Source organism: Marilutibacter chinensis (assembly GCF_021725675.1).
Lineage (GTDB): Bacteria > Pseudomonadota > Gammaproteobacteria > Xanthomonadales > Xanthomonadaceae > Marilutibacter > Marilutibacter chinensis.
Genome location: NZ_JAKJPO010000004.1, coordinates 308,113 through 331,583 on the forward strand (window position 1 = coordinate 308,113; position 23,471 = coordinate 331,583).

The following is a 23,471-nucleotide window of genomic DNA, read 5'->3' on the forward strand; positions in this document are numbered from 1 at the left end:
CTACGCGAAACTTGAACGCCCCCGATGTTCCGGCGGCATGCCGGCTGGCGTCGCCGTCGGGCTTCCGGGATAATTGGCGGTCTTCTGTCCGAATCCCCGCGGCCCTGCCCCCGTGCAGCCGGCCGCCGTCCGCACGCGGAGTCCGAGCCCCATGTCGCAATACATCTACACCATGAACGGCGTGTCCAAGACGGTCCCGCCGAAGCGCCAGATCATCAAGGACATCTCGCTGTCGTTCTTCCCGGGCGCCAAGATCGGCCTGCTCGGCCTGAACGGCGCCGGCAAGTCGACGGTGCTCAGGATCATGGCCGGCGTGGACACCGATTTCCAGGGCGAGGCGCGGCCGCAGCCGGGAATCAAGGTCGGCTACCTGGCGCAGGAACCGCAGCTCGACCCCGAGAAGACCGTCCGCGAGGCCGTCGAGGAAGGCGTCGGCGAGATCCTGCAGGCACAGCAGCGGCTGGACGAGGTCTATGCGGCCTACGCCGAAGAGAACGCCGACTTCGACGCGCTGGCGAAGGAACAGGAACGGCTGGAGGCGATCCTGGCCTCGGGCGACGCCCACCTGCTCGAGCAGCAGCTCGAAGTCGCCGCCGACGCCCTGCGGCTGCCGCCGTGGGACGCGAAGATCGGCCCGCTGTCCGGTGGCGAGAAGCGCCGCGTCGCGCTGTGCCGGCTGCTGCTGAGCAAGCCCGACATGCTGCTGCTCGACGAGCCGACCAACCACCTCGACGCAGAATCCGTCGAATGGCTGGAGCAGTTCCTGGCCCGTTTCCCCGGCACCGTCGTCGCGGTCACCCACGATCGTTACTTCCTCGACAACGCCGCCGAGTGGATCCTTGAGCTCGACCGCGGCCGCGGCATCCCGTGGAAGGGCAACTACACCGACTGGCTGGTGCAGAAGGAAGAGCGCCTGAAGCAGGAGGAGAACCAGGAGAAGGCGCGCCAGAAGGCGATCGCCAAGGAACTGGAGTGGGCCCGCCAGAACGCCAAGGGCGGCCGCAGCAAGGGCAAGGCGCGCCTGGCCCGTCTCGACGAGCTGCAGTCCGTCGAGTACCAGAAGCGCAACGAGACCAACGAGATCTTCATCCCGCCGGGCGAGCGCCTGGGCAACTCGGTGATCGAGTTCAGGAACGTCAGCAAGAAGTTCGGCGACCGCCTGCTGATCGACGACCTGAGCTTCATCGTGCCGCCGGGCGCGATCGTCGGCATCATCGGCCCCAACGGCGCCGGCAAGTCGACCCTGTTCAAGATGATCACCGGCCAGGAAAAGCCGGACTCGGGCGAGATCAACATCGGCCCGACCGTGAAGCTGGCCTACGTCGACCAGAGCCGCGACAAGCTGGAAGGCAACCACAACGTGTTCCAGGAAGTCTCCGGCGGCCTCGACATCCTCAACATCAACGGCATCGAGATCCAGTCGCGCGCCTACATCGGCCGCTTCAACTTCAAGGGCCAGGACCAGCAGAAGATGGTCGGCAGCCTGTCCGGCGGCGAGCGTGGTCGCCTGCACATGGCCAAGACCCTGCTGCAGGGCGGCAACGTGCTGCTGCTCGACGAGCCGTCGAACGACCTTGACGTCGAGACCCTGCGCGCGCTCGAGGACGCGCTGCTGGAGTTCCCGGGCAACACCTTCGTGATCAGCCACGACCGCTGGTTCCTGGACCGCATCGCGACCCACATCCTCGCGTTCGAGGGCGACTCGCACGTGGAGTTCTTCCAGGGCAACTACCGCGAGTACGAGGAAGACAAGAAGCGCCGCCTCGGCGACGACGCCGGCCCGCACCGGCTGCGTTTCAAGGCGCTGAAGTAACCGCAGCAACCCTGCTCCACCGGCCGGCGAAGACGCCGGCCGGCCCCGCGAGGACCGCCGCATGACCATCCAGCACCAGGACGACATCGACGGATTGCGCCGCGCCGGCGCGCTGGTGGCGGACGTCCTCGCGCGGATGCGCGAGGCGGCGGTGGCCGGTGCGGTCTCGCGCGACCTGGACGCCCTCGGCGCGGAACTGATGCGGGCCGCCGGCGCACGCCCGGCGCCCACGCTGACCTACGGCTTTCCGGCCGCGACCTGCATCAGCCTCAACTCGGTGGCCGCGCACGGTATCCCCGACGCGACCGTGCTGCGCGACGGAGATCTGGTCAACATCGACGTATCGGCCGAGCTGGACGGCTATTTCGCGGACACCGGCGCCAGTTTCGTGGTCGGCGCGCCGAGCGCGCGCCAGCGACGCCTGCTCGATGCCGCCCGCGAAGCGCGCGACGCCGCGATCGCCCAGCTGCGTGCGGACAACCCGCTCAACAGCATCGGCCGCACCGTCGAGGCGGTCGCCGCGCGTCGCGGCTTCCGGGTGATCCGTGACCTCGGCAGCCACGGGATCGGCCGCGCCCTGCACGAGGCACCGGGCAGCATTCCCGGCCACTACGATCCGCGCGACACCCGCCGCCTGCACGACGGCATGGTGATCACGGTCGAGCCGTTCCTGTCCACCCACTGCACCCGCACCGTGGAAGCCGACGACGGCTGGTCGATGGTCTGTCCGCGCGGTCATGCAGCGCAGTTCGAGCACACCGTGATCGTCACCCGCGGCGAACCGATCGTCGTGACCTGAACCCGCAGGAGGCCCGCGATGAGCGCGAACAAGCCGAATCCTTCGGCAATCGACGTCGACGGGCTGCCGTTCCGGCCCGGGCCGGGCTGCCCGGAACCGGTCTCCCCGCGTGTTGCCGGGCTCCAGACGCGTTTTCCCGGTGCCCGGTCCAGCTTCTCCACGCTCGGCGTGACCCACGCCCGGCTGCTGCCGGGCATGGCATTGGCGCTGGGTCACGCGCATGCCCGCGAGAAGGAGTTCGCCCATGTCCCTGAAGGCCATCCGGTGCCGGTGGACCGGCGCCGGCGGGTCGATCGCGGCGGCGCGGACATGGTCCGCCCGGAAGCCGGCGGCTGCCGTGGCGACGATGCCGTGGACCACCCGACGATGATCTCTCCGCGCGCCAAGCGGATGGCCGGCCGCGCTGTTTCCGCAAGAACGGACAACCCTACCGAGCGCGCGGGCGCTCGCTTCCGGAGCCGACGATGAGTTTCATGCAAGCACTGCGCACGCGCTGGGAGCGCGCCGACAGCCTGGTCTGCGTCGGTCTGGATCCCGAGCCGTCGCGCTTCCCGACACGGTTCAACGATGCGCCCGATGCGGTGTTCCAGTTCTGCCGCGACATCGTCGATGCGACCGCCGGCTACGTCTGCGCGTTCAAGCCGCAGATCGCGCACTTCGCCGCGCTCGGTGCGGAGAGCGCGTTGCTGCGCCTGATCGAGCACATCCACCAGAGCCACCCCGGCATCCCGGTGATCCTCGACAGCAAGCGCGGCGACATCGGCAGCACTGCCGCCCACTACGCCGGCGAGGCGTTCGACCGCTACGCAGCCGACGCGGTGACCGTGAACCCATATCTCGGCCGCGACTCCGTGCAGCCGTTCCTCGACCGCGCCGACCGCGGGGTGGTGATTCTGTGCCGGACCTCCAACCCGGGCGCCGGCGACCTGCAGGACCTGCCCGTCGCAGGAAGCGACGGCGGCCGTCGCCCGCTGTACCAGCACGTCGCCGAGAAGATCGCCCGCGACTGGAACGGCAACGGCAACTGCGCGCTGGTGGTCGGCGCGACCTGGCCCGAACAGTTGCGCGAGGTCCGCGCGATCGTCGGCGGGCTGCCGCTGCTGATTCCCGGCGTCGGCGCCCAGGGCGGCGACGTGGCCGCGGTGGTGGCCAACGCGAAAAGCGCCGACGGCAGCGGGATGATCGTCAGCAGCTCGCGCGCGGTGCTGTACGCGTCGGCGGGCGACGACTACACGGATGCCGCCGCCACCGCGGCGCGCGCCCTGCGCGACCAGATCAACCGGTACCGCTGAGCGCCCGGACCGGGCCTGACCCGCGACCCGCATCGCCTCGACCCGGCGGCAGTGTGCCTTTGATGAAGGCCTGATCGCGGCTTGCTCCGCGCCCGCCGGACTGCATGCCGGCTCTCTAGCGGCTGCGCCAGCAGGCACGCGCCAGCGCGAACGGAAGCCGCGTCCAGATCGCGGCGAACACCAACGTCCTGACCGGCAGGCTGCGGCGCGCAGCCTCGAACTTCTTGAAGTAGCGCCACAGGCCACGATGCTTGTGCCACTCCACGAACAGCGGCCTGCTGCGGCTGGACACGCCGCGCACGTGCAGCACGCGCACCCGGTTCGCAACCGCGACCGTCGCGCCCGCGGCCCGCGCGCGCCGGCACAGGTCCAGATCCTCGGCATGCAGCCGGTAGCCCTCGTCGAAGCCTCCGATGCCATCGAACAGCGTCCTCGGCATCAGCATCAACGCTCCGGACACCGCGTCCACTGGCTGCAGTTCCAGCGTATCGTCCGGCGGCACCGCCATCGTCCGTCGTGCCCGCCGAGCGGCCCGAAGCATCGATGCGAAGTCGGGATCGCGGCGCCGAGAGGCCGCATCGCGGACGCCGCCCTCGTCGACCAGGTCGGCACCGAGCAGCGGCATCGGCAGCGTTTCGGCCAGTGCACGCATGCGCGCCAGGACGTCGGTCTCGGGCAGGCAGTCGGGATTGACGAAGGCCAGCCACGGCGCGCCGCTGTCGGCCGCGCCCTGGTTGCAGGCCACCGCGAAGCCGGGGTTGTCCGGATTGGCGATGAAACGCACGCGCGGATCGCTCGCCGCATGGCGCTGGACGATGTCGACGGTGCCGTCCTCGGACGCGTTGTCGACCACCCGGATTTCGCCTACGCCATCGCTGGAGCGCAGCCGCAGCAGGCAGTCGTCGATGGTTTCGGCACTGCAGTGGCTGACCACGATCGCGGCGATGCTGCCTGCCGGCGGTGTAGCGCTCATTGACGGTCCTCCGCGGCGGCCGGCGGCGCTTCGTCGTCCCAGAACAGGTCGCGCTGCGGATCCGGCGGCCCCACCTCGGACACCCGTGCGGCCAGCCTAGCGCGCGGATCGCGCAGCGGATCGCGCATCAGGAAGCCGGCCAGCCGCGCATGCCAGTCCGGCCAGCGGACCGCCAACCGCTCCATGTCGCCGTCGAACGGCGTGCCCTCGCCGGCCCGGGCGACGAAGGCGGTGTCGCACAGGACGTTGCGCCAGCCCAGCCCCGCCAGCCGCAGCGACAGGTCGATCAACGCCGCGTACCAGGAACCGTAGCTGGCGGTGTCCAGGCCACCCGTCCTGGCCCGCGCCGCGCCGCGGATCAGCACCGCGTGCCCGACCGCGGCCGGCAGTTCCGGACACAGCGCCGGCATCGCCGCGGCCGCCCGCGCCAGCCGCAACGGCTCGTCCGGGACCGGCGAGATCTCGCCGATGCGTGGCCAGGCCGCCGCCTCGCCCGCGTTGCACCAGGGCGTGGCGGTGGCGATGGCGCCGTCGGCGCGCAGGCAACCGGCCAGGCGGCCAAGCCAGCCGGGCGTTGGCAACGCGTCGGGTGCGACGACCGCGACATCGGCATCGCCACAGGCTGCGAACACTTCGTCCAGATGGGCGACCTCGCCGATGCCACGCTGGCGCCTCGTGTAGTCGGCCTGCAACGCGGTACGCGCCATCCAGCGCTCGATGATCGCGTAGCCGCGCGGCCCGACCTGGGCGTCGTCCGCCAGCCATACCCGCGTGCCGGGCCTCGTCGACGCTTCCAGCGCTCCGAGGCAGGCGTCCAGCGCGTCATCGTCGGCGCCGACCGGCACGATGACGATCGGCAGTTCAGCCATCTATTCCGCTTCGCTCGACGATCCCGACGCCGCGCATGCGCGACTCAGCGCTCCGGCGCGCGGTTGAGCGGCTCCAGCGCGCGGAAACGGCGTCCGTATTCGTCGGTCAGGTTGCGCGCCTCCTGCGGGCTGCGCACGATCTTCGGGGTCAGCAGGATGATGGTCTCCTCGCGCGCCGAACCGCTGCTCTGGCGCCCGAACAGGCCGCCGATCACCGGGATCCGGCTCAGCCCCGGAAAGCCTGAGGAACCGCGGCTGTTGCGGTCGGTGATCAGCCCTGCCAGCACCACGGTGTCGCCGCTGCGCACCGCCGCCTCGGTCTTGAGCTTGCGGGTGTCGATGCGGACGTTGCCGTTGTCGTCGGGCTCGTCGCCCGGCGCGCTGACCTCCTGGACGATGTCGAGGAAGACCATGTCGTCCCTGGTGATGCGCGGGCGCACCTTGAGGATGGTGCCGGTGTCCAGATACTGCACCTGGCCGATGGTGTCGCCGCTGCCGAGGTTGGGATTGAAGGTGACCGACTGGATCGGGATCCGGCTGCCGACGTTGAAGGTCGCCTCGGTGTTGTTGCGCACGAACAGCGACGGCGACTGCAGCATCTGTACGTCGGTGACCTGGTCGAGCGCGTTGATCACGGCGGCGGCATTGCGGCCGAGGAAGGTCCAGGACAGGCCGCCACCGCCGCTGTCGTTGCGCGGCATCACGCTGCCCGCCAGCGTGCTCCAGGTGTCGCGACCGACCGCGCTGGGCAGGCCGTTGTCGGTCACCGCGCGCTCGAAGAACCAGTTGACGCCGTAGCTGAGGTCACCGGTCAGGGTGACCAGGGCGATCTGCGCCTCGATATGCACCTGCATCGGCATCACGTCGAGGCGCTCGATCACGTCGCGGATCGACTTCCACGCGGCCGGCGAGCCGCGCACCAGCAGCGAGTTGGTTTCCGCGATCGCCGACACGCCGACCTGCGCGCCCTCGACCTCCAGGGTCACGCTGCCATTGCCGGCCTGGCGCTGGCTCAGCGACATGCTGCCGATGTCGCCACCGCTGCCGCCGGAGTCGCCCTTGCCGCCGATGTTGGCGACGCTGCCGTTGCCGCCGTCCTGCAGCTCGACCGGTTCCAGCCCCGGCATCAGCGACGGCGCGCCGCCGCGGCGGTTGCCGTTGCCACTGCTGCTCGCACCGAACACCTCGGCCAGCCGCTCGGCCAGTTCGCCGGCGTCGATGTACTTGAGCTCGTAGGAGAACAGCTGCATGTCGCCGCCGGCGCTGTCGATCCGCTCCAGCCATTGCTGGATGTCGTCCAGGTACTCGGCCTGCGGCGTGATCACCAGCACCGCGTTGGCGCCGTCCAGCGGCATGAAGCGGAACATGCCGGCAACCGGCGACTTGCTCTGCTCGCCGAACACCTTCTCCAGGTCGGCAACCACGCCGCTGGCCTTGCCGGACTGGATCGGAAACACACCGACCGACATCCCCGACAGCCAGTCGACGTCGAAGATCTCGATCGTGCGCAGGTAGTTCTCCAGCTCGGCACGGGTGCCGCCGATGCTGATCACGTTGCGTGCCGGATCGGTGGAGACGATCGCATTGGGCCGCGCATACGGTTCCAGCACCTTTTTCATCTCCTCGGCGGAGATGTAGCGCAACGGCACCGCGCGGACCTCGAAGCCGCGCGCGCCGACCGCGCCGCCGGTCCGCGGCGCGACGTTGCCAGGCACCGCCTGGTCGGCCGGCACGATGTTGTAGCGGCCGTCGGCGTAGATCATTCGGGCGTTGTTCCAGCCCAGCACCATCTCCAGCAGGCTCAACGCGCTGGCCGGGCTGACAGGCTTTGGCGTGGCGAGGGTGACCGTCCCCTGCACGCCGGGCGCGATCACGTAGTTCTGGCCGAGCATGTCGCCGAGGATGGCCTTGACCACCGCATGCAACGACTCGCCCTCGAAGTTGAAGGTGGCCTCGCCGCTGGTCGCGCCGAGATTCGGCGGCGGCGCGGCGGCGGCACTGCGGTTGATGACCTCGCCGCTGCCGCGGCGGATCTGCGGCTGCGGACCCAGCACTTCGTCCAGCGGTTCGGCATCGGCGGCATCCGCAGTACCGGCGGCCGCGGCCGTCGCGCTCCCGGTGCGGGGCTGCAGGTCGGCATCGCGGCTGATCCGCGGCGTGGGCGCGCTGGCGCAGGCGTTGAGCAGCATCGCGATCGAGGCCGCCAGCAGCCAGGGCCGGGCCATGGCGGAACGCGGAGCATGGGACGGAGCGAAGGAAAGGTTCGGTCGATTCATTGCGTGCACTCTACCGGCTCTGTTCGGGCGGGTTGGGCGATGGACTGGGCGACGGAGCCGGTGGGGTCGGCGGAGGCGGTCGGTTCTGCGCCTGCTCGCGCAGCGCCGCACGGCGTGCCTGGATGCGCTGGCGGATCGCCTCCATCTGCGCCTCGGGGGTGATCGCCGGCGCATCCGACTTGGGCTCGGCGGCATCGGCGACGCTGCCCGGTGCCGGGGCGGACGGCGCCGGTGGAGCCGGGTCGCGCGGCGGCGCCGGCAGGCCCGGTGGCGGAGGCGGAGGCGGCGCGCCGTTGCGCCCCCCGGGATCCTGCGCGCTGATCTGGGTCGGCGCCTGTCCGCCCTGGCCGTCGAACACGCGCAGACCCAGGGTCCGGCGCCCCTCGGGGCCGTCGAACACCGCCGACCGCGCATTGAGTTCGACCAACCGCCAGGCCGGGTGCGACTCCGGTGCGGCATCGAGCTTGACCCGGACCGACTCGCTGCCGTCGGCCGGCTGCAGGATCGCCATCCGCAGCTGCGGGGTGATCAGCACGCTGGTCAGCTGGTAATCGAAGGCACTGTCGTCGGCCTCCTCGCTTTCGCCCTGCAACGAGAACGGCTTGGGCTTGCGATCGCTGCTGAACAGTGGCCGGGCACCGATCTCGGCGTATTGGGCCAGCGGTCCCAGCGACGGCTGCCGCTCGTCCGGTACCGCGGCCGGCAGCGGTTCGAGCAGCCCCTCGCCCATCGCGAGCGGCTCGACCCTGCCGCCCATGCCGGCGAACGCCAGCAGCAGCGCCAGCACGGCCCAGCCGGCGACGGCGATCAACAGCCAGCTGCGCGGACCGATGTTCTCAACCCGCATCGCGCGCCTCCAGCAGGGAAATCCGCCTGGTCGATAGCGGGCGGACGGCGATGCGCCCTGCCCGGTCGCCGTCGCCGGCGGGTTCGTGGCGGCCTGCCCGCGAAGCATCCGGAGCCGTTCCTCGCGCTACCGGCGTTCCGCCCCGGTCGCCTCCATCGCCGAGGTTTCCGGGGGGCAGGTAGCCGTACAGGTCGAAGCTGACGTCGAGACCGCCATCGCTGCTGCTGCGACCGGTTCCCGGCGCGAAGTACATGCGCTGGACCAGGATGTTGAGGTTGCCGACGAACAGGCGCGGCGACCCGCTCTCCAGCGCATGCAGCACCGCGGCGGTTTCCGGGCTGCCGCACTTGAGCCGGACCTGCACGGTGACGCGGGTGTACGGATCGCGGTTGCTGGGCTCCAGCGGCGACCGGTTGACGATGGCGCAACTGCGGTTGCCCGGGCTGGCCTCGGCGACCACCGCCTCGAGCCGCTGGATCAACGCGGCGGTCGCCAGCTCGGCGTTGGCCTCGGGCATGAAGCCGGGGCGGTTCGCCTGCCGCTCGGCGAGCTGTGCGAGCCGCTGCTCGACCACCGGGGCCTGCTCGATCTGGGCACGCAGGCGCAGCTCGCGCTCCTGCAGGGTGGCGATCCGCCCGTCGAGCTCGCGCATCGGCACGGTCCACCAGGGATGCACCAGCACGGCGTAGGCCAGCAGCAGCAGGCCCGCCAACAGCGCCAGCGCCAGCCAGCGATCGCGCTTACTCGGCGTCATCGTCGCCCTCCCCGTCGTCCGGATCGGCGGCATCGGAGGCCGCCGCGGGCGCCTGCGCCGGCGCTGCTTCCGCTCCGGCCGGCCGCGACGGAGCCGCGGTCAGCTCCGCGGTCAGGGTGAAGCGATCGCGGCCGCTGGCCGGATCCGGCTGCAGCGCTCCGGCCAGTGCCGGCGAGCGCCATTGCCCGGCCCCCTGCAGGCGGCCGATCAGGGCCGGCGCCTCGCTGCTGAGCCCAATCAGCATCATCCGGCGGTCCTCGAGCGAGAGCTTCTCCAGATAGGTGCTGTCGGGCAGGCGGCGGGTCAGCTCGTCAATGACCTCGACGGCAGTCGGACGCGCGGCCCGCTGGGTATCGAGGAAGGCCTGCCCCTTGATCAGCGACACCAGGCGCTGGCGCTGGGCCGCGGCCTGGCGACCGGCGGCGGCCTGGGCGCCGATCTGCTGTTCGAAGACGTCCGCGGCAGCACGGCGGTTCTCCAGCACCTGCCACAACATCAGACCGCAGGCGGTCACCGCCAGCGCGGCCAGGCCCCAGTTCCAGAGCCGCCAGGGATCCCGCTGCAGCCGGCGCTCGGATGGCGGCAGCAGGTTGACGCCGATCGGCACGCCATCGGGACCGGCCACGTCGACACCGGCGAGATCGGCGGCCAGTGCGCCCAGCGCATCGCGCTGCGGCGCCAGCGCGGCGCGCGGCACCACGACCAGTTCGACGTCGAGCTGGCCGTCGCCGTCGTGATGGCCGAGCACGCGCGCGTCGTAGACGACCGCCTCTGCCGCGAACGGCGTCTGCCGGTCGACCTCGAAGCCGACCACGTCGCGAAGCCGGTCGGCCGCGGCCGCGGGCAACCGCAGCCGCCGACGCAGGCAGGTCGAGGCCGGCAGCAGCAGCCAGCGCGGAAGTTCGGCCAGGCGAGGCGCAAGCAGCCCGTCCAGCGGATCGGCCGAGGTCGCGGAGGCCGCGAATGCGATCGCGTCGCCATCGGCAGGCGGCGCGGGAATCTGCCCGAGCGGCTGCAAAGCCTCGTCCTGGTGGCGCGACAGCAGGATCTCGTCGCCGGCGGCCTGCAGCATCAGCCGTCCGCGGCCGACGCCGAGGGCGCGGCGCAGCGTCGACGGCAGCCAGGACGCGAGCGATCGTCCCCACCAGGCCAGGAAGCGGCCCGCTCCCGGCCACAGCCGGGCGCCCATGCCGCTTTTCGACCCGCGGCCGATCGCCCCGAGGCGGTCTCGCAGAGCTGTCATCGTGGTGTCACTCCCTCCTCCCAGCGCAACACGGTATACGCCATGCCTGGCACGGCACTGCCTCCCGTGCGGACCACCGCGCGCACCACCGTCTCACGGCCATCCGCTAGCCGCGCGCGGCTGCCGATACTATACGTGCCGCTCCGGCTGCCCACGAGGCCCAGCCCTTCGGCGCCTCCCAGCGGCTGCCCGGTCACCGGATCGACCTGCCGCCGCTGTTCGACCACCAGTTCGCCATCCATGCCCATCGCATCGAGCACCTCGGCCGAAGCAAACGCGCCGTCCGGACGCGGCAGGCCGCTGAACACGGTCACGTGCGGCTCGATCCTGGCGTAGATCTCCGGGGTGAAGCCGAGCACCTGCTCGAGCTCGGCGATGCTTTCGAACTCGGCGTCCTTGGCCCCGTATGCGCGGCCGGCGGACGCATAGTCGGCGTCCTCGGCGCCGCCGGCGGCCTGGGTCAGCGGATCGGTGTCGCGCCAGTCCAGGATCGCCGCCGCCAGCCGTGCGGCTTCGGTCTGTTCGCTGCCCAGAACCCGCAACAGTTCCGTCAACAGGTTCATGTCGGCCTGGTTGAGGTCGACCTTGCCATTCTCGTCGATGATCCGGACCTCGACCTCGGCACCACCGTAGCGCCAGGTGTAGGGCTGGCCGTCCGGACGCCATTGCAGGCGCGGATCGGTCTGATCGACCCGGGTCATCGCGTATTCGATCCCGGCCCGCGCTGCATTGCCGGCGACCAGTCCGCTGACCAGCACCCGCCCCTGCAGCGCCTCGATCCGCGCCGCCAGCGCGAAGCCTCCCACCAGCGCGGTCAGCAGGGTGATCAGCCACAGCACCAGCAGCAAGGCCGCGCCGGCCGAAGGACGCTGTCCGGGCCTGCAACGTCGGCCCTGCGCTCCGCACGCGACCCGGCCGGAAACAGGGAGTGGCCAACGGGGACATGGAGCAAGGCGCGAAAAGACATCTCCCGGATCATCCTGAGGACGGGCGACGCCGGTCCCGGCCCATCGACGTCGGCCCGCGCTGCCGACCTGTCGCGCGCCCTGCGCGCATGCCTCGCCCATCGCCAATCCCATCACAGCACCACGCCGCCGGCCAGACTGCCCGCCTGCGGCAACGCGACCACCAGCGGCGGCCAGGCGCGGCCGTCGACATCGGTCAGGGTGACCTCGACCAGCAACGGCAACTGCTCGCTGGCCTCCCAGCGGTCCTGCCAGTCGGACAGCGCGCCGTCCACGCCGAGCGCCCGATAGCGGAAACGCGCCTCGTCCAGCCGGTCGACCAGCAGCTCCGGCGGCCGCGGATCGGGCTCCTCGAACGTCTGCGCCGCCTGCACCACCGCCAGCGCGAGAACGACGCGCACACCGTCGTCGCCGGCCTCGATGCGGAAATCGTGCAGATAGGGACCGCCATGGCCGAGGTAGTCGGGCAGGTCGGCGACGAAGCGGATGCGGTCGGGTTCGCCGACGAAGCGCACCGGCAGGGCGGTGTCCTGGTTCATCTCGAATGCCACCGGGCGCGCCGCCGACAGCCGCTGGCGCAGGAAACCGAGCACCGCACGCTCACGCTCGCCGCGCTGGGCCATCGCCTCGCCGCGGTTCACGGTCCGGGTCGCAGCGGTGAGCGTCGCGAACGCCAGCGCCAGACCGGCCGCGAGCAGCACCGTCGCCAGCAGCACCTCGATCAGGGTAAAGCCTCGCTGGCCGCTCGGCCTCACAGATGCGCCGCAGCCGGCTATGGGACGGGGAACCGCGACCTGAAAGCCTGCGGCCCTGTCTCCCGCGCATGCCACCGGCCCCGCCGGCATCCGGCTCATGGCACGGCCTCCAGCGGGTCGCCCTGCACCAGGCGCAAGGTCCTCAGTTGCAGGCGCTCGCCGGGACGACCCTCGCCCCACTCCACCGCCAGGGTCAGCTCGTACAGCCGGTTGAATGCACCGCCGGCGGGCTCCAGTGCATCCGGCGGCAACCCGGGATCCTCCCAGGGCGCGATCACCAGGCTCCAGCGATAGCGGCCGTCCTCGAACTCACCATGGTCCTGTCCCGGCTCGATGGGCGTGCCGACTCCCATCTGATCCAGCAGCGACTGCGCGTGCAGTGCAGCGCGACCGGCATCGCCGGACCAGCGCACCTGCCGGGCTGCGCCCGACAGGGTGCCAAGCAGCAGGGTCAACGCCAATGCCAGCAAGGCGAAGGCGACGATGACCTCGATCAGGGTGTAGCCCCGCTGCCGGCGGAGCCGGCAACCGAAGGCCGACGGCTCGCTCATGGAAGGAGCCGCCATGCCGGTCCACCGATCATCGGCAGCTGTCGCGCGCTTCACCGTTCCGCCTCCGCCCGGCGCAGGCGTACCTCGCCGGTGAGCCACGCCACGTCGATGTTCCACGCCGCCTGTTCGATGCTCAGCTGGATGCGCCCCCCCGTCGCCGCGCCGTCACGGAAGAACAGCACCGCCCCCTGCCCCTCGGCCGCCTGCGCCTCTCGGGCGCCGGTGAAGCGGATCCCGACCGCTTCCGGAATCTCCCCGTGACGGCCGTTCGGCGCCTCCCAGCGATGCGCCTGCGGATCGATCACGAAACGTTGCGGCTCGCCGGTCGCCAGCGCCTGCGCGCGGGTGTAGCGCAACTGCGAAGCAACCTCCTTGGCCGCCGAACGCAACTGCATGCCCCTGAAACCGCCGGTCATCGCCGCGGCCGCCAGCAGGCTCGCGACCGCGAACAGCGCGACCACCAGCAACATCTCCACCAGGGAAACGCCGCGGACGCGACGGCTCGATGCCCGGGCGCTCATGGCAGGACGTCGACGGAAACGTCGCTTACTCGTAGCGGACGTCGGCGTCCACGCTGGTGCCTCCGACCTTGCCGTCCTTGCCGAGGATCACCAGATCGAACGGCCCGCTCTCGCCGGGCGTGCGGTATTCGATGTCGTGCCCCCACGGATCCTTCAGCTCCTGCGCCTTGGCGTAGGGGCCGAGCCAGCCCGGGGCGTCGCCGGGAGCGGTCACCAGCTCGTCGAGGGTGGTCGGCAGGCGGCCGGTATCCATCTGGAAGGCCTCGACCTTCTGCGCCATCGTGGTGACCTGCGACTTGGCGAGATTGGCCTTCGCACGATCGGCCCCGCCGAGTACGCGGCTGCCGACGAAGGTCAGCACCGCGCCGATCAGCACGATCACGATGATGATCTCGATCAGGCTCATGCCGCGCTGCGCGCTGGCGGACGGGCTGCGGGTGATGGAACGGCGGTTGCGCATGATGGTCGTCCTCGTGATCTGGCGTTTATGCGAATTGCGTGATGCCTGCTGACTGCCCGTTCGACCGGCCCGGGATGAAGCCGGCCGGGCCGCGGGCGGGGAAACTGCGATGTTTACCCTATTCCATGTCTGTTTGCGGCACTGACGCATGCCCGCAGGATACGGGGTTCAGGGTCGGACACCGAAATGTGAACAAAGTGCCGCCGACGTCCCCTGCTCGCGCATTCAGTCACGGACCGGCGACCTGTCACGACCGTGCGGGGGCCGCCGCCGGACGCGTCATGGGAGCGGCGCGAGCCGCGACGGGCTCACGGGAAAGCTTTTCGCGGCTCATGCCGCTCCCACGCTCCGCCTCGCGGACTGTCACAGGCGCGCGCCGGACGTTCGGCGGCACCGCCTCACCCGATCGCCGAGGTCAGGTCGTACAGCGGGGTCAGCACCGCCAGCACGACGACGCCGACCACGCCGGCCAGCACCACGGTCACCACCGGCACCAGCGCGGCCAGCATCCGGTCCAGCGCCAGCGAGGTCTGCTGCTCGAAGGTTTCGGCGGTCTTGATCAGCATCGCGTCCAGCGCGCCTGACTCCTCGCCGACCTGGATCATCTGCAGGGCGAGCCGCGGGAAGCGCTTGCCGCGCGCCAGCGCGGTCGACAGCGCAACGCCGTTCTTGACCTCGTCGGCGGCCTTGCCGACGTCGTCGGCCAGCACCCGGTTGTCCATCACGTTGCGGCCGATGCCCAGCGCGGACATCAGCGGCACGCCGTTGCGGACCAGGGTACCGAGCGTGCGCGCCAGCCGCGCGGTCTCCATCTTCGCCACCAGCCCGCCGAAGAAGCGCTGCCGCAGCAGCCAGCCGTCGAGCGCCTCGCGGAAGGCCGGGTCGCGGCGCTTGCGGTCGAACCACCACAACAGCAGCCCCGGCACCACCAGCAGCACGATCCACCAGTCGCGCACGAACAGCCCGATGCCGAGCACGACCTGGGTGAACAGCGGCAGCTCGGCATCCAGGCTCTCGTACATCTGCGCGAATTGCGGCACCACGTAACCGAGCAGGAACAGCAGGCTCAGGCCGACCATCACCAGCAGGATCGCCGGGTAGATCAGCGCATTGATCACGCGGCTGCGCAGTGCGCGACTGCGCTCGAGGTAATCCGCCAGGCGCGCCAGCGTCTCCTGCAGGCTGCCACCGGCCTCGCCGGCGCGGACCATGTTGATGTACAGCCGCGAGAACGTGCCGTGCTGGCGCTCCAGCGCCGCCGACAGCGAGCTGCCGCCGCGCACCGCATCGCGCACATCGGTCAGGGTGCGCCGGGCCGCCTCGTCCTCGGGCAGTTCGAGCAGGATGCTCAGCGCACGGTCGAGCGGCTGCCCGGCGCCGAGCAGGGTCGCCAGTTGCTGGGTGAACTGGACCAGGCGTTCGCCGGAGAACGACTTCGGCCTGAACAGCCCCTTCAACAGCGAACCGCCGCCGCCTTCACTCGCCGGGCGCGCCTCCACCGGCAGGTGACCCTGCTCCTGCAGGCGCTGCGCGACTTCCTGGCTGCTTGCGGCCTCCATCTGGCCTTCCAGCATCTCGCCGCGCGCGTTCAGCGCCTTGTAGGCGAACAATGCCATCGGTTCAGGCGTCCTCGGTCACGCGCAGGACTTCCTCGATCGTCGTCTCGCCGGCCAGCGCCTTGGCGATACCGTCCTCGTACATCGTACGCATGCCGCAACGGCGGGCGATCTCCTCGATCTCGCCCATGCCGGCATGCCGCATCACCGCCCGGCGCAACTCGTCGTTCATGACCAGGAACTCCATGATCGTCGTGCGTCCGGAATAGCCGGTCGGCGAAAGCGCAGAGGGGCGTGGACGGAACAAATGGATGTCGCCCTCGGGCTGATATCGGCGCAGGCCGAACTTCTCGATCTCCTCGGCACTGGCGGGATAACGCTCGGCGTGCTGCCGCTCCAGCCGGCGGACCAGGCGCTGGGCGAGAATGCCGTTGACCGTCGAGGTCAGCAGGTAGTCCTCCACGCCCATGTCGAGCAGGCGGGTGATGCCGCCGGCAGCGTTGTTGGTGTGCAGGGTGCTGAGCACGAGGTGACCCGTCAGCGCCGACTGGATCGCGATCCTGCAGGTTTCCAGGTCGCGCATCTCGCCGATCATGATGATGTCCGGGTCCTGGCGCACGATCGAGCGCAGCGCCTGGGCGAAATCCAGCCCGATCTGCGGCTTCGCCTGGATCTGGTTGATGCCCTCGATCTGGTACTCGACCGGGTCCTCGACGGTGATGATCTTGACGTCCGGCGTGTTGAGCTTGGACAGCGCGGTGTACAGCGTGGTGGTCTTGCCCGAGCCGGTGGGGCCGGTCACGAGCAGGATGCCGTGCGGCTGGTCGAGCACCTTCTGGAACTGCGGCAGGAAATGGTCGGTGAAACCCAGCCGCTTGAAGTCGAACACTACCGTCTCGCGGTCGAGCAGACGCATCACCACGCTCTCGCCATGGGCGGTAGGGATCGTGCTCACGCGCAGATCCAGTTCCTTGCCCTGCACCCGCAGCATGATCCGTCCGTCCTGCGGCAACCGCCGCTCGGCGATGTTGAGCTTGGCCATGATCTTGATGCGGCTGATCACCGCTGCGGTCAGGTTCTGCGGGGGACTCTCGCCCTCCTGCAGCACGCCGTCGACGCGATAGCGGACCTTCAGCCGGTTCTCGAACGGCTCGATGTGGATGTCGGACGCGCGCAGCTCGACCGCGCGCTGGATGATCAGGTTCACCAACCGGATCACCGGCGCCTCGGACGCGAGATCGCGCAGGTGCTCGACATCGTCGAGGTCGCCGGAGCCCTCGCCCTCCGCGGTCTCGACGATCGCGCCCATCGCACTGCGGCCCTGGCCGTACCAGCGCTCGATCAACGCCTCGATCTCCGAGCGGAGGCCGATCTTCAGCTGCAGCGGTCGCGCCAGCGCGAGGCGCACCGCGTCGACCGCGTAGCCGTCCTGCGGATCCGCCATCAGCAGTTCGATGCCCTGCTCGCCGGACGCCAGCGGGCAGACATGGAACTGTTTCATGAACTTGACACTGAGACTGACATCCTCCGGCGGCAGGTCCGGGGCGGTCTGGGCGGACACCAGAGGCAGGCCGGTCACCTCGGCGACCGCATCGGCATGGTCGCGCTCGGACACCAGCCCGAGCCTGCCCAGCAGCGACAGCAGGCTGCCGCCGGTCTCGACCTGCAGGCGGCGAGCGCGTCCCAGGTCGGCTTCCTTGAGCCGCCCCTTCGACACCAGCATGTCGACGATGCGCGCCTCCACGGCCTCATCGGGGGTCAGGGGCACTTCCGCCTGGGCCATCTCCGCGCGCATCATCTCTGCTTCCATCACTATCGGGGCAGCAAGCCCGTCCGGACCGGGAAACCGACTTTAACAGGTCGCCGAGAGGCGGCCGCAGTGGGGGCGACCGACGCTAGTCCCGGGTAGATTCCGCCGCTCCGTCGAGACCACGTGGGCCGCCCGGTTGCCACGGGGCAGCCGGGGCGTAGCTCACCCCACGAACACCCGCGCGTTGCGGAACATCCGCAACCATGGCGAGTCGTCGCCCCACTCCGCCGGCGCCCAGCTCAGGTTGGCGGTCAACAGGGTGCGCTCCGGGTGCGGCATCATGATGGTGACCCGGCCGTCGTCGCTGGCCAGGCCGGTAATGCCATCGATCGAGCCGTTCGGATTCAGCGGGTAGCGTGTGGCGACCTCGCCGTTGCCGTCGACATAGCGCAGCGCGAGGTGGACGGTCATCGGATCCAGACCATCCGCGAACGTTGCCCGCCCTTCGCCATGCGCGACCACCACCGGCAGGCGCGAACCCGCCATGCCGCGCAACAGAACGGAAGGCGATTCCAGCACCTCGACCTGGGCCAGGCGTGCTTCGTACTGCTCGCTGGCGTTGCGCAGGAACTCCGGCCAGTGGTCGGCGCCGGGAATGATCGGCTTGAGCTGGCTGAGCATCTGGCAGCCGTTGCATACGCCAAGGGCGAACGTGCCGTCGCGCTCGAAGAACGCCGCGAACATGTCGCGCAGCGCCGGCCGTTCGAGGATCGAGGTCGCCCAGCCGCGGCCGGCACCCAGCACGTCGCCATAGCTGAAACCGCCGCAGGCGGCCAGGCCGATGAAATCGGCGAGTGCGAAGCGGCCCGCGATCAGGTCGCTCATGTGCACGTCGAAGGCCTCGAACCCTGCCTTGTCGAACGCGCGTGCCATCTCGATCTGGCCATTGACGCCCTGCTCGCGAAGGATCGCGACCTTTGGCCGCGCGCCCGCGTTCACGTACGGCGCCGCGATGTCCTCGGCCGGATCGAAGCCCAGCTTCGGGCGCAGGCCAGGCGTGGCGAACTGGCGCGCCAGCTCGCGCTCCTGGTCGGCGCATTCGGGGTTGTCGCGCAGCTTCTGCATCGCATGGGTGGTCGCCCACCACGCGTCGAACAATGCGTCCCAGCGCCACTCGGCGAGGGTCTCGCCGTCCTCGTTGATGCGGACCATCGGCGCCGTGCTGGGACGGGCAATGCGCTGCGCGCAATCGATCAGGCCATGGCGCGCGACCAGGTCGGCGAACGCGGCGCGGTCCTCGCTGGCGATCTGCACCACCGCGCCGAGTTCCTCGTTGAACAGGGTGCGGAACGGATCATCGCCCCACCCGTCCAGGCTGATCTCCAGACCCAGATGCGAAGCGAACGCCATCTCGCACAGCGTCGCGAAGGCGCCGCCGTCGGAGCGGTCGTGGTAGGCCTTCAGCAAGCCGGCTTCGCGGGCGTCGCGGATCAGTTCGAAGAAATCGCGCAGGCGCTCGGGATTGTCGAGGTCGGGCACGCCGACATTGCGACGGCCGTCCTCGGACGGCTGCCCGGCGAATGCCGGCAGCTCGCTGCCGGCCGCGCCCGCCAGCACGGCATCGGGATGGCACTGCGCCAGCACCGAACCGCCGAGCCGCTGCTTGCCGGCGCCCAGCCCGATCAGCCAGAGCTCGGAGTCGATGTCGCGCTCCAGCAGCGGTGTCAGCTGGCGGCGCACGTCGACCACCGGCGCGAACGCGCTGACGATCAGCGAAACCGGCGACACCGACTTGCTGACGCCCTGCGCGGACGTCCACTGCGCCTGCATCGACAGCGAATCCTTGCCGACCGGGATGCTCAGCTCGAGTTCCGGGCACAGTTCGATGCCGACCGCGCGCACCGCATCGAACAGCAACGCGTCCTCGCCGTCGTGCGAGGCGGCCGCCATCCAGTTTGCCGACAGCTTGATCCGGTTCAGCGACTCCACCGGCGCCGCGCACAGGTTGGTGATCGCCTCGCCGACCGCCATCCGCGCCGCGGCCGGCGCATCGAGCAGGGCCAGCGGCGTGCGCTCGCCGATCGACAGCGCCTCGCCCACGAATCCGTCGAAGCCCGACAGGGTGATCGCGCAATCGGCCACTGGCATCTGCCAGGGTCCGACCATCTGGTCGCGCACGGTCAGGCCGCCGACGCTGCGGTCGCCGATCGTGACCAGAAAGTTCTTCGCCGCCACGCTCGGATGGGCGATCACCCGCAGCGCGGCGTCGTGCAGGGAGAGTCCGCTCCAGTCCAGCGACGGCCACGGCGCCTCCGGCGGCCGCGTGGTGTCGCGATGCATCTTCGGCGGTTTGCCGAACAGCACGTCCATCGGAATGTCGATCGCATACGCGTCAGTTCCGGAAGATCGGGCCTCCTGCCCGACTTCCGGGAGCGAATCGAAAAGCGCGGTTTTCGATTCGCTCCGCGCACCGGCTTCGCCGTTGCGCGCTCGGACATCCCTGTCCTCGGCTGGCTTGTCGCCGTAAACCGTCTCGACGGTCGCGCCGTAGCCGACCACCAGCCGCTCTTCCGCGGTCGCATGGCCGACCACCGCGAACGGGCAGCGCTCACGCTCGCACAATGCGGCGAACTCGGACACGCGATCGGCCGGCAGGCCGAGCACGTAACGTTCCTGCGATTCGTTGCACCACAGCTGCATCGGCGACAACGATGGGTCGTCGCTGGGCACCCGATCGAGATCGATCACGCCGCCGACGCCCGAGTCGTGCAGCAGTTCCGGGATCGCATTGGACAGCCCGCCGGCACCGACGTCATGCACGCTGGCGATCGGATTGGCTTCACCGAGAGCGACGCAGCAATCGATCACTTCCTGGCAGCGGCGCTCCATCTCCGGGTTGTCGCGCTGCACGCTGGCGAAATCGAGGTCCTCGGAACTGGTGCCCGAGGCGACCGAACTGGCCGCACCGCCACCCAGGCCGATCAGCATCGCCGGACCGCCGAGCACGATCACCGCGTAGCCCGGCTTGAGGCCGCGCTTCTCGACCTGTACGCGGTCGACCGCTCCCAGGCCACCGGCCAGCATGATCGGCTTGTCGTACGCGCGCACCAGCGACAGGTCGCCGGCACTCCCCTCGTCGAGCTCGAAACTGCGGAAGTAACCGGCCAGGTTCGGGCGGCCGAACTCGTTGTTGAACGCAGCGCCGCCAATCGGGCCCTCGAGCATGATCTCCAGCGCCGACGCCATCCGCGGGTTCAGTGCGCGCTCGCGCTCCCAGGGCTGCGGCAGGGTCGGAATGCGCAGGTGCGAAACCGAGAAGCCGGTCAGGCCCGCCTTGGGCTTGCCGCCACGGCCGGTCGCGCCCTCGTCGCGGATCTCGCCGCCGTTGCCGGTCGAGGCACCCGGAAACGGCGCGATGGCGGTGGGGTGGTTGTGGGTCTCGACCTTGATGCAGAACGCCGAGTCGACCTCGTCCTCGCTGCGATACCGGCCGCTGGCCGGATCCGGACGGAAGCGGCGGCTGGCATAGCCGGCCACGACCGCGGCGTTGTCGCTGTACGCCGACAGCGTGTGCTCCGGCGTCTCGGCGTGGGTGTTCCTGATCATCTTGAACAGCGACTGCGGCCCGCCACCGGCCGACATGTCGCGTCCATCGATGGTCCAGCTGGCGTTGAAGATCTTGTGCCGGCAGTGCTCTGAATTCGCCTGCGCGAACATCATTAGCTCGACATCGGATGGCTGCCGGCCCAGCGCCGCGTAGCGCTCCCGCAGGTAGTCGATCTCGTCCTCGGCCAGGGCCAGGCCCAGGCGCAGGTTGGCGGCATCGAGGTCGTCCAGGGCGACCCGCTCGAGCTGCCCGCGCGCCAGCGCCGTGAACAGCGCCTCGCCGGCCTCGCGCGTTTCCAGCAGCGACTGTGTCATCGGGTCGTGCAGGACTCTCGCCACTGCGGCCCGGGTGGCCGGGTCGGCTGGCCAGCCGGCCAGGTCGTAGCGCAGGCCGCGTTCGACCCGCTTGACCTGCAGTTCGGCGCCGTGCAGCAGCTCGGTTGCCTTGCTGGACCACGGCGAGAGCGTGCCCAGACGCGGAGTCGCATACCGGCTGACCGCTCCGGCCGCCACCGGTCCGGCATCGCGGCCTGCCTGCAGTATCCGGCTCAGGACCTCGACGTCGGGCTGCGCACCGGGCTCGGGCTGTACCCAGTAGACCGGCCAGGCGCCGAGCAGACGCAGATCGGGGTGGAGGGCCTGGAGGCGGGCTTGGAGGCGTTCACGACGGAACGCAGACAGGGCCTGGGGGCCCTCGAGGACGATCATGTCCGGGGAACCGTGCGACATCGGGGGCGCAGATTGTAACCAAGCGCCCGCCCCGGCGCCGACCCCGGACCGCAATACCGGCTGAAGCGGTGGAATCCCGCGCCCCCGCGGTCCGCCGTCCGGCGCGGACGGCGGAAACGGGGCCCGGCTCAGACGCCGCCGGCAGCGGCCGCGTTCGCGGCCGGAGCAGGAGCCGCTTCGGCCTTGCTCGCCGCGAGCTTGTCGAGGGTCTGGCGCAAGGCCTCCGCCGGCACGTAACCGCCAACCTGGACACCGTCCTCGGTCAGGATCATCGGCGTACCGGTCAGGCCGGCGCGCTGGCCGATGTTGTACTGCATGGTCACGGTGTTCTTGCAGTCGCGCTCGGGCACGGACTTCTCCGCCTTGGCGTCGGTCAGCGCCTGCTTGCGGTCGGACGCGCACCAGACCGAGACCATCTTGTTGTAGTCCTCGCTGCCGATGCCCATGCGCGGGAACGCCAGGTACTCGATCGCGATGCCCTGTTTGTTGTACTCGGCGATCTCGCTGTGCAGACGGCGGCAATAGCCGCATTCGACATCGGTGAAGACGGTGACGGTGTACTTCGGCTCGGCCGGCGCGAACACGATGCGCTCGCTGGCCGGGATCGTCTTGAGCAGGTCGCGACGCAGGCCGGCCAGGCTGTCCTCGCTCAGGTTACGCTCGGCGACGGCGTCATACAGCGCCCCGCCCTGGCCCGGCAGGAACATGTAGCGGCCGTCGTCGCTGACATAGACGATCTGGCCGCCGACGATCACTTCGCGAAAGCCCGGGAGCGGCGCCGCGCCGATGTGCTCGGGCTGCAGATTCGGACTCAACGTACGGACCGCCTTGAGCGCCAGTGCATCCGGCGTTCCCTCGGCCGGTTCCGGTGCCGCCGGCACCATCGGACTGGCGACCACCGGGGCTTTCGCCGACGTGCCCGCGTCGGCATCGGGAGCCTGCGCACAGGCGGAAAGGCTGATTGCGCCGAGTACGGCAAGAAGGGTGCGCTTCATCTGGATCGTTTCCTGACTGATGTGGGGCCATCCCATGGACCAAGCTTCGATTGTGGCACGCGTGAGGTAACCGTGCCCGGGCGCAGGCCACGGAACGGTTCAGATTGGCGGCCCGGCGGCGCCGCTGGACGACAGCGTCCCGCGGATCTCGCGTGGGAGCGGCGTGAGCCGCGATCGGGTTCACGCAACCCGGTTTTAAACCCGGTTCCATCGGGAAAGGCCCATCGCGGCTCACGCCGCTCCCACGGATGTGGACGGATGCCCGGCCCCCGTGACTCAGGGGACGACTCGCGCCACAGGCATGAATGGGGGTATGGAAGCGCAACGGCGGGGCCCATGGTTTGCGAAGCAAACTTTGGGGACTTCCGGACGCAGCCCGGTGATCGTGGCTCGCACCGCGCGCTCACCTCGCAACCCCGGCCCGGCGCAGCGCGCCGGGCGTTCGGCACGACCGCGAGCCAGTGGCTCGCAAGCGCAACCGATCGGCTCCGCCTCTCGGGCCGTTGCGGGCTCGCGCTGCGCGCTCACCTCGCAACCCCCGGCCCGGCGCAGCGCGCCGGGCGTTCGGCACGACCGCGAGCCAGTGGCTCGCAAACGCAACCGATCGGCTCCGCCTCTCGGGCCGTTGCGGGCTCGCGCTGCGCGCTCACCGCGCAACCCCGGCCCGGCGCAGCGCGCCGGGCGTTCGGCACGGCCGCGAGCCAGTGGCTCGCAAAC

The 23,471-nt window shown here is 70.3% G+C and carries 19 protein-coding genes; 4 read left to right on the top strand and 15 right to left on the bottom strand.

The genetic code is table 11. From position 1 onward, the window contains the following. Nucleotides 1–151: 151 nt before the first annotated feature. From ettA to pyrF, 4 genes are all read left to right on the top strand, one after another. Nucleotides 152–1,813 carry an energy-dependent translational throttle protein EttA gene (gene ettA, locus L3V18_RS09875; protein WP_237054503.1) on the top strand — a complete coding sequence of 554 codons (1,662 nt, stop codon included), beginning with the start codon at nucleotides 152–154 and terminating at the stop codon, nucleotides 1,811–1,813. Between the two features lie 61 nt (nucleotides 1,814–1,874). Then, complete coding sequence (map, locus tag L3V18_RS09880) at nucleotides 1,875–2,612, top strand: type I methionyl aminopeptidase (RefSeq protein WP_237054504.1); 738 nt, start codon at nucleotides 1,875–1,877, stop codon at nucleotides 2,610–2,612. 18 nt (nucleotides 2,613–2,630) lie between these two features. Next, nucleotides 2,631–3,080 (top strand): cupin domain-containing protein, encoded by a 450-nt coding sequence (locus L3V18_RS09885; protein WP_237054505.1) that lies wholly within the window; start codon nucleotides 2,631–2,633, stop codon nucleotides 3,078–3,080. Beyond that, on the top strand, nucleotides 3,077–3,904 hold the full coding sequence (pyrF, locus tag L3V18_RS09890) for an orotidine-5'-phosphate decarboxylase (protein WP_237054506.1): 828 nt from the start codon (nucleotides 3,077–3,079) through the stop codon (nucleotides 3,902–3,904). The genes L3V18_RS09885 and pyrF overlap by 4 nt, the downstream gene beginning before the upstream one ends. Nucleotides 3,905–4,019: 115 nt before the next feature. Here pyrF and L3V18_RS09895 read toward each other — a convergent pair whose 3' ends face one another. The 15 genes from L3V18_RS09895 to L3V18_RS09965 form a co-directional block, all read right to left on the bottom strand. Then, a complete protein-coding gene (locus L3V18_RS09895) occupies nucleotides 4,020–4,877 on the bottom strand; it encodes a glycosyltransferase family 2 protein (RefSeq protein WP_237054507.1) in 858 nt (285 codons plus the stop codon). Then, nucleotides 4,874–5,746 carry a glycosyltransferase family 2 protein gene (locus L3V18_RS09900; protein ID WP_237054508.1) on the bottom strand — a complete coding sequence of 291 codons (873 nt, stop codon included), beginning with the start codon at nucleotides 5,744–5,746 and terminating at the stop codon, nucleotides 4,874–4,876. The genes L3V18_RS09895 and L3V18_RS09900 overlap by 4 nt, the downstream gene beginning before the upstream one ends. A 44-nt stretch (nucleotides 5,747–5,790) precedes the next feature. After that, nucleotides 5,791–7,971 (bottom strand): type II secretion system secretin GspD, encoded by a 2,181-nt coding sequence (gene gspD, locus L3V18_RS09905; RefSeq protein WP_237054509.1) that lies wholly within the window; start codon nucleotides 7,969–7,971, stop codon nucleotides 5,791–5,793. 61 nt (nucleotides 7,972–8,032) lie between these two features. Continuing rightward, the gene (locus tag L3V18_RS09910) at nucleotides 8,033–8,869 is read right to left on the bottom strand and encodes a general secretion pathway protein GspN (RefSeq protein ID WP_237054510.1); all 837 of its coding nucleotides are present in this window, start codon (nucleotides 8,867–8,869) and stop codon (nucleotides 8,033–8,035) included. Continuing rightward, nucleotides 8,859–9,623: a type II secretion system protein GspM gene (gspM, locus tag L3V18_RS09915; protein ID WP_237054511.1), complete on the bottom strand. Its 765-nt coding sequence runs from the start codon at nucleotides 9,621–9,623 to the stop codon at nucleotides 8,859–8,861. The genes L3V18_RS09910 and gspM overlap by 11 nt, the downstream gene beginning before the upstream one ends. Further along, on the bottom strand, nucleotides 9,610–10,866 hold the full coding sequence (locus tag L3V18_RS09920) for a PilN domain-containing protein (protein ID WP_237054512.1): 1,257 nt from the start codon (nucleotides 10,864–10,866) through the stop codon (nucleotides 9,610–9,612). The genes gspM and L3V18_RS09920 overlap by 14 nt, the downstream gene beginning before the upstream one ends. Beyond that, on the bottom strand, nucleotides 10,863–11,714 hold the full coding sequence (locus L3V18_RS09925) for a type II secretion system minor pseudopilin (RefSeq protein WP_237054513.1): 852 nt from the start codon (nucleotides 11,712–11,714) through the stop codon (nucleotides 10,863–10,865). Before L3V18_RS09925 ends, L3V18_RS09920 begins: the two co-directional genes overlap by 4 nt. A gap of 230 nt (nucleotides 11,715–11,944) precedes the next feature. Further along, entirely contained in the window at nucleotides 11,945–12,586 is a 642-nt protein-coding gene (locus L3V18_RS09930) for a prepilin-type N-terminal cleavage/methylation domain-containing protein (protein ID WP_237054514.1), read from the bottom strand. Between the two features lie 95 nt (nucleotides 12,587–12,681). Then, nucleotides 12,682–13,137, bottom strand: a complete 456-nt coding sequence (gene xpsI, locus L3V18_RS09935) for a type II secretion system protein XpsI (protein ID WP_237054515.1) — start codon at nucleotides 13,135–13,137, stop codon at nucleotides 12,682–12,684. A gap of 50 nt (nucleotides 13,138–13,187) precedes the next feature. Then, nucleotides 13,188–13,658 (bottom strand): type II secretion system protein XpsH, encoded by a 471-nt coding sequence (gene xpsH, locus L3V18_RS09940; RefSeq protein ID WP_237054516.1) that lies wholly within the window; start codon nucleotides 13,656–13,658, stop codon nucleotides 13,188–13,190. A 25-nt stretch (nucleotides 13,659–13,683) separates the two neighbouring features. Next, nucleotides 13,684–14,118, bottom strand: coding sequence for a type II secretion system major pseudopilin GspG (gene gspG, locus L3V18_RS09945; RefSeq protein ID WP_237054517.1), 435 nt, complete (start codon nucleotides 14,116–14,118; stop codon nucleotides 13,684–13,686). A 398-nt stretch (nucleotides 14,119–14,516) separates the two neighbouring features. Continuing rightward, the gene (gene xpsF / locus L3V18_RS09950; RefSeq protein WP_237054518.1) at nucleotides 14,517–15,734 is read right to left on the bottom strand and encodes a type II secretion system protein XpsF; all 1,218 of its coding nucleotides are present in this window, start codon (nucleotides 15,732–15,734) and stop codon (nucleotides 14,517–14,519) included. 4 nt (nucleotides 15,735–15,738) lie between these two features. Further along, nucleotides 15,739–17,457: a type II secretion system ATPase GspE gene (gene gspE / locus L3V18_RS09955; RefSeq protein ID WP_237054541.1), complete on the bottom strand. Its 1,719-nt coding sequence runs from the start codon at nucleotides 17,455–17,457 to the stop codon at nucleotides 15,739–15,741. 189 nt (nucleotides 17,458–17,646) lie between these two features. Continuing rightward, nucleotides 17,647–21,738 (bottom strand): phosphoribosylformylglycinamidine synthase, encoded by a 4,092-nt coding sequence (gene purL / locus L3V18_RS09960; RefSeq protein WP_237054519.1) that lies wholly within the window; start codon nucleotides 21,736–21,738, stop codon nucleotides 17,647–17,649. A 149-nt stretch (nucleotides 21,739–21,887) separates the two neighbouring features. After that, the gene (locus L3V18_RS09965) at nucleotides 21,888–22,754 is read right to left on the bottom strand and encodes a DsbC family protein (protein ID WP_237054520.1); all 867 of its coding nucleotides are present in this window, start codon (nucleotides 22,752–22,754) and stop codon (nucleotides 21,888–21,890) included. Nucleotides 22,755–23,471: the final 717 nt, after the last annotated feature.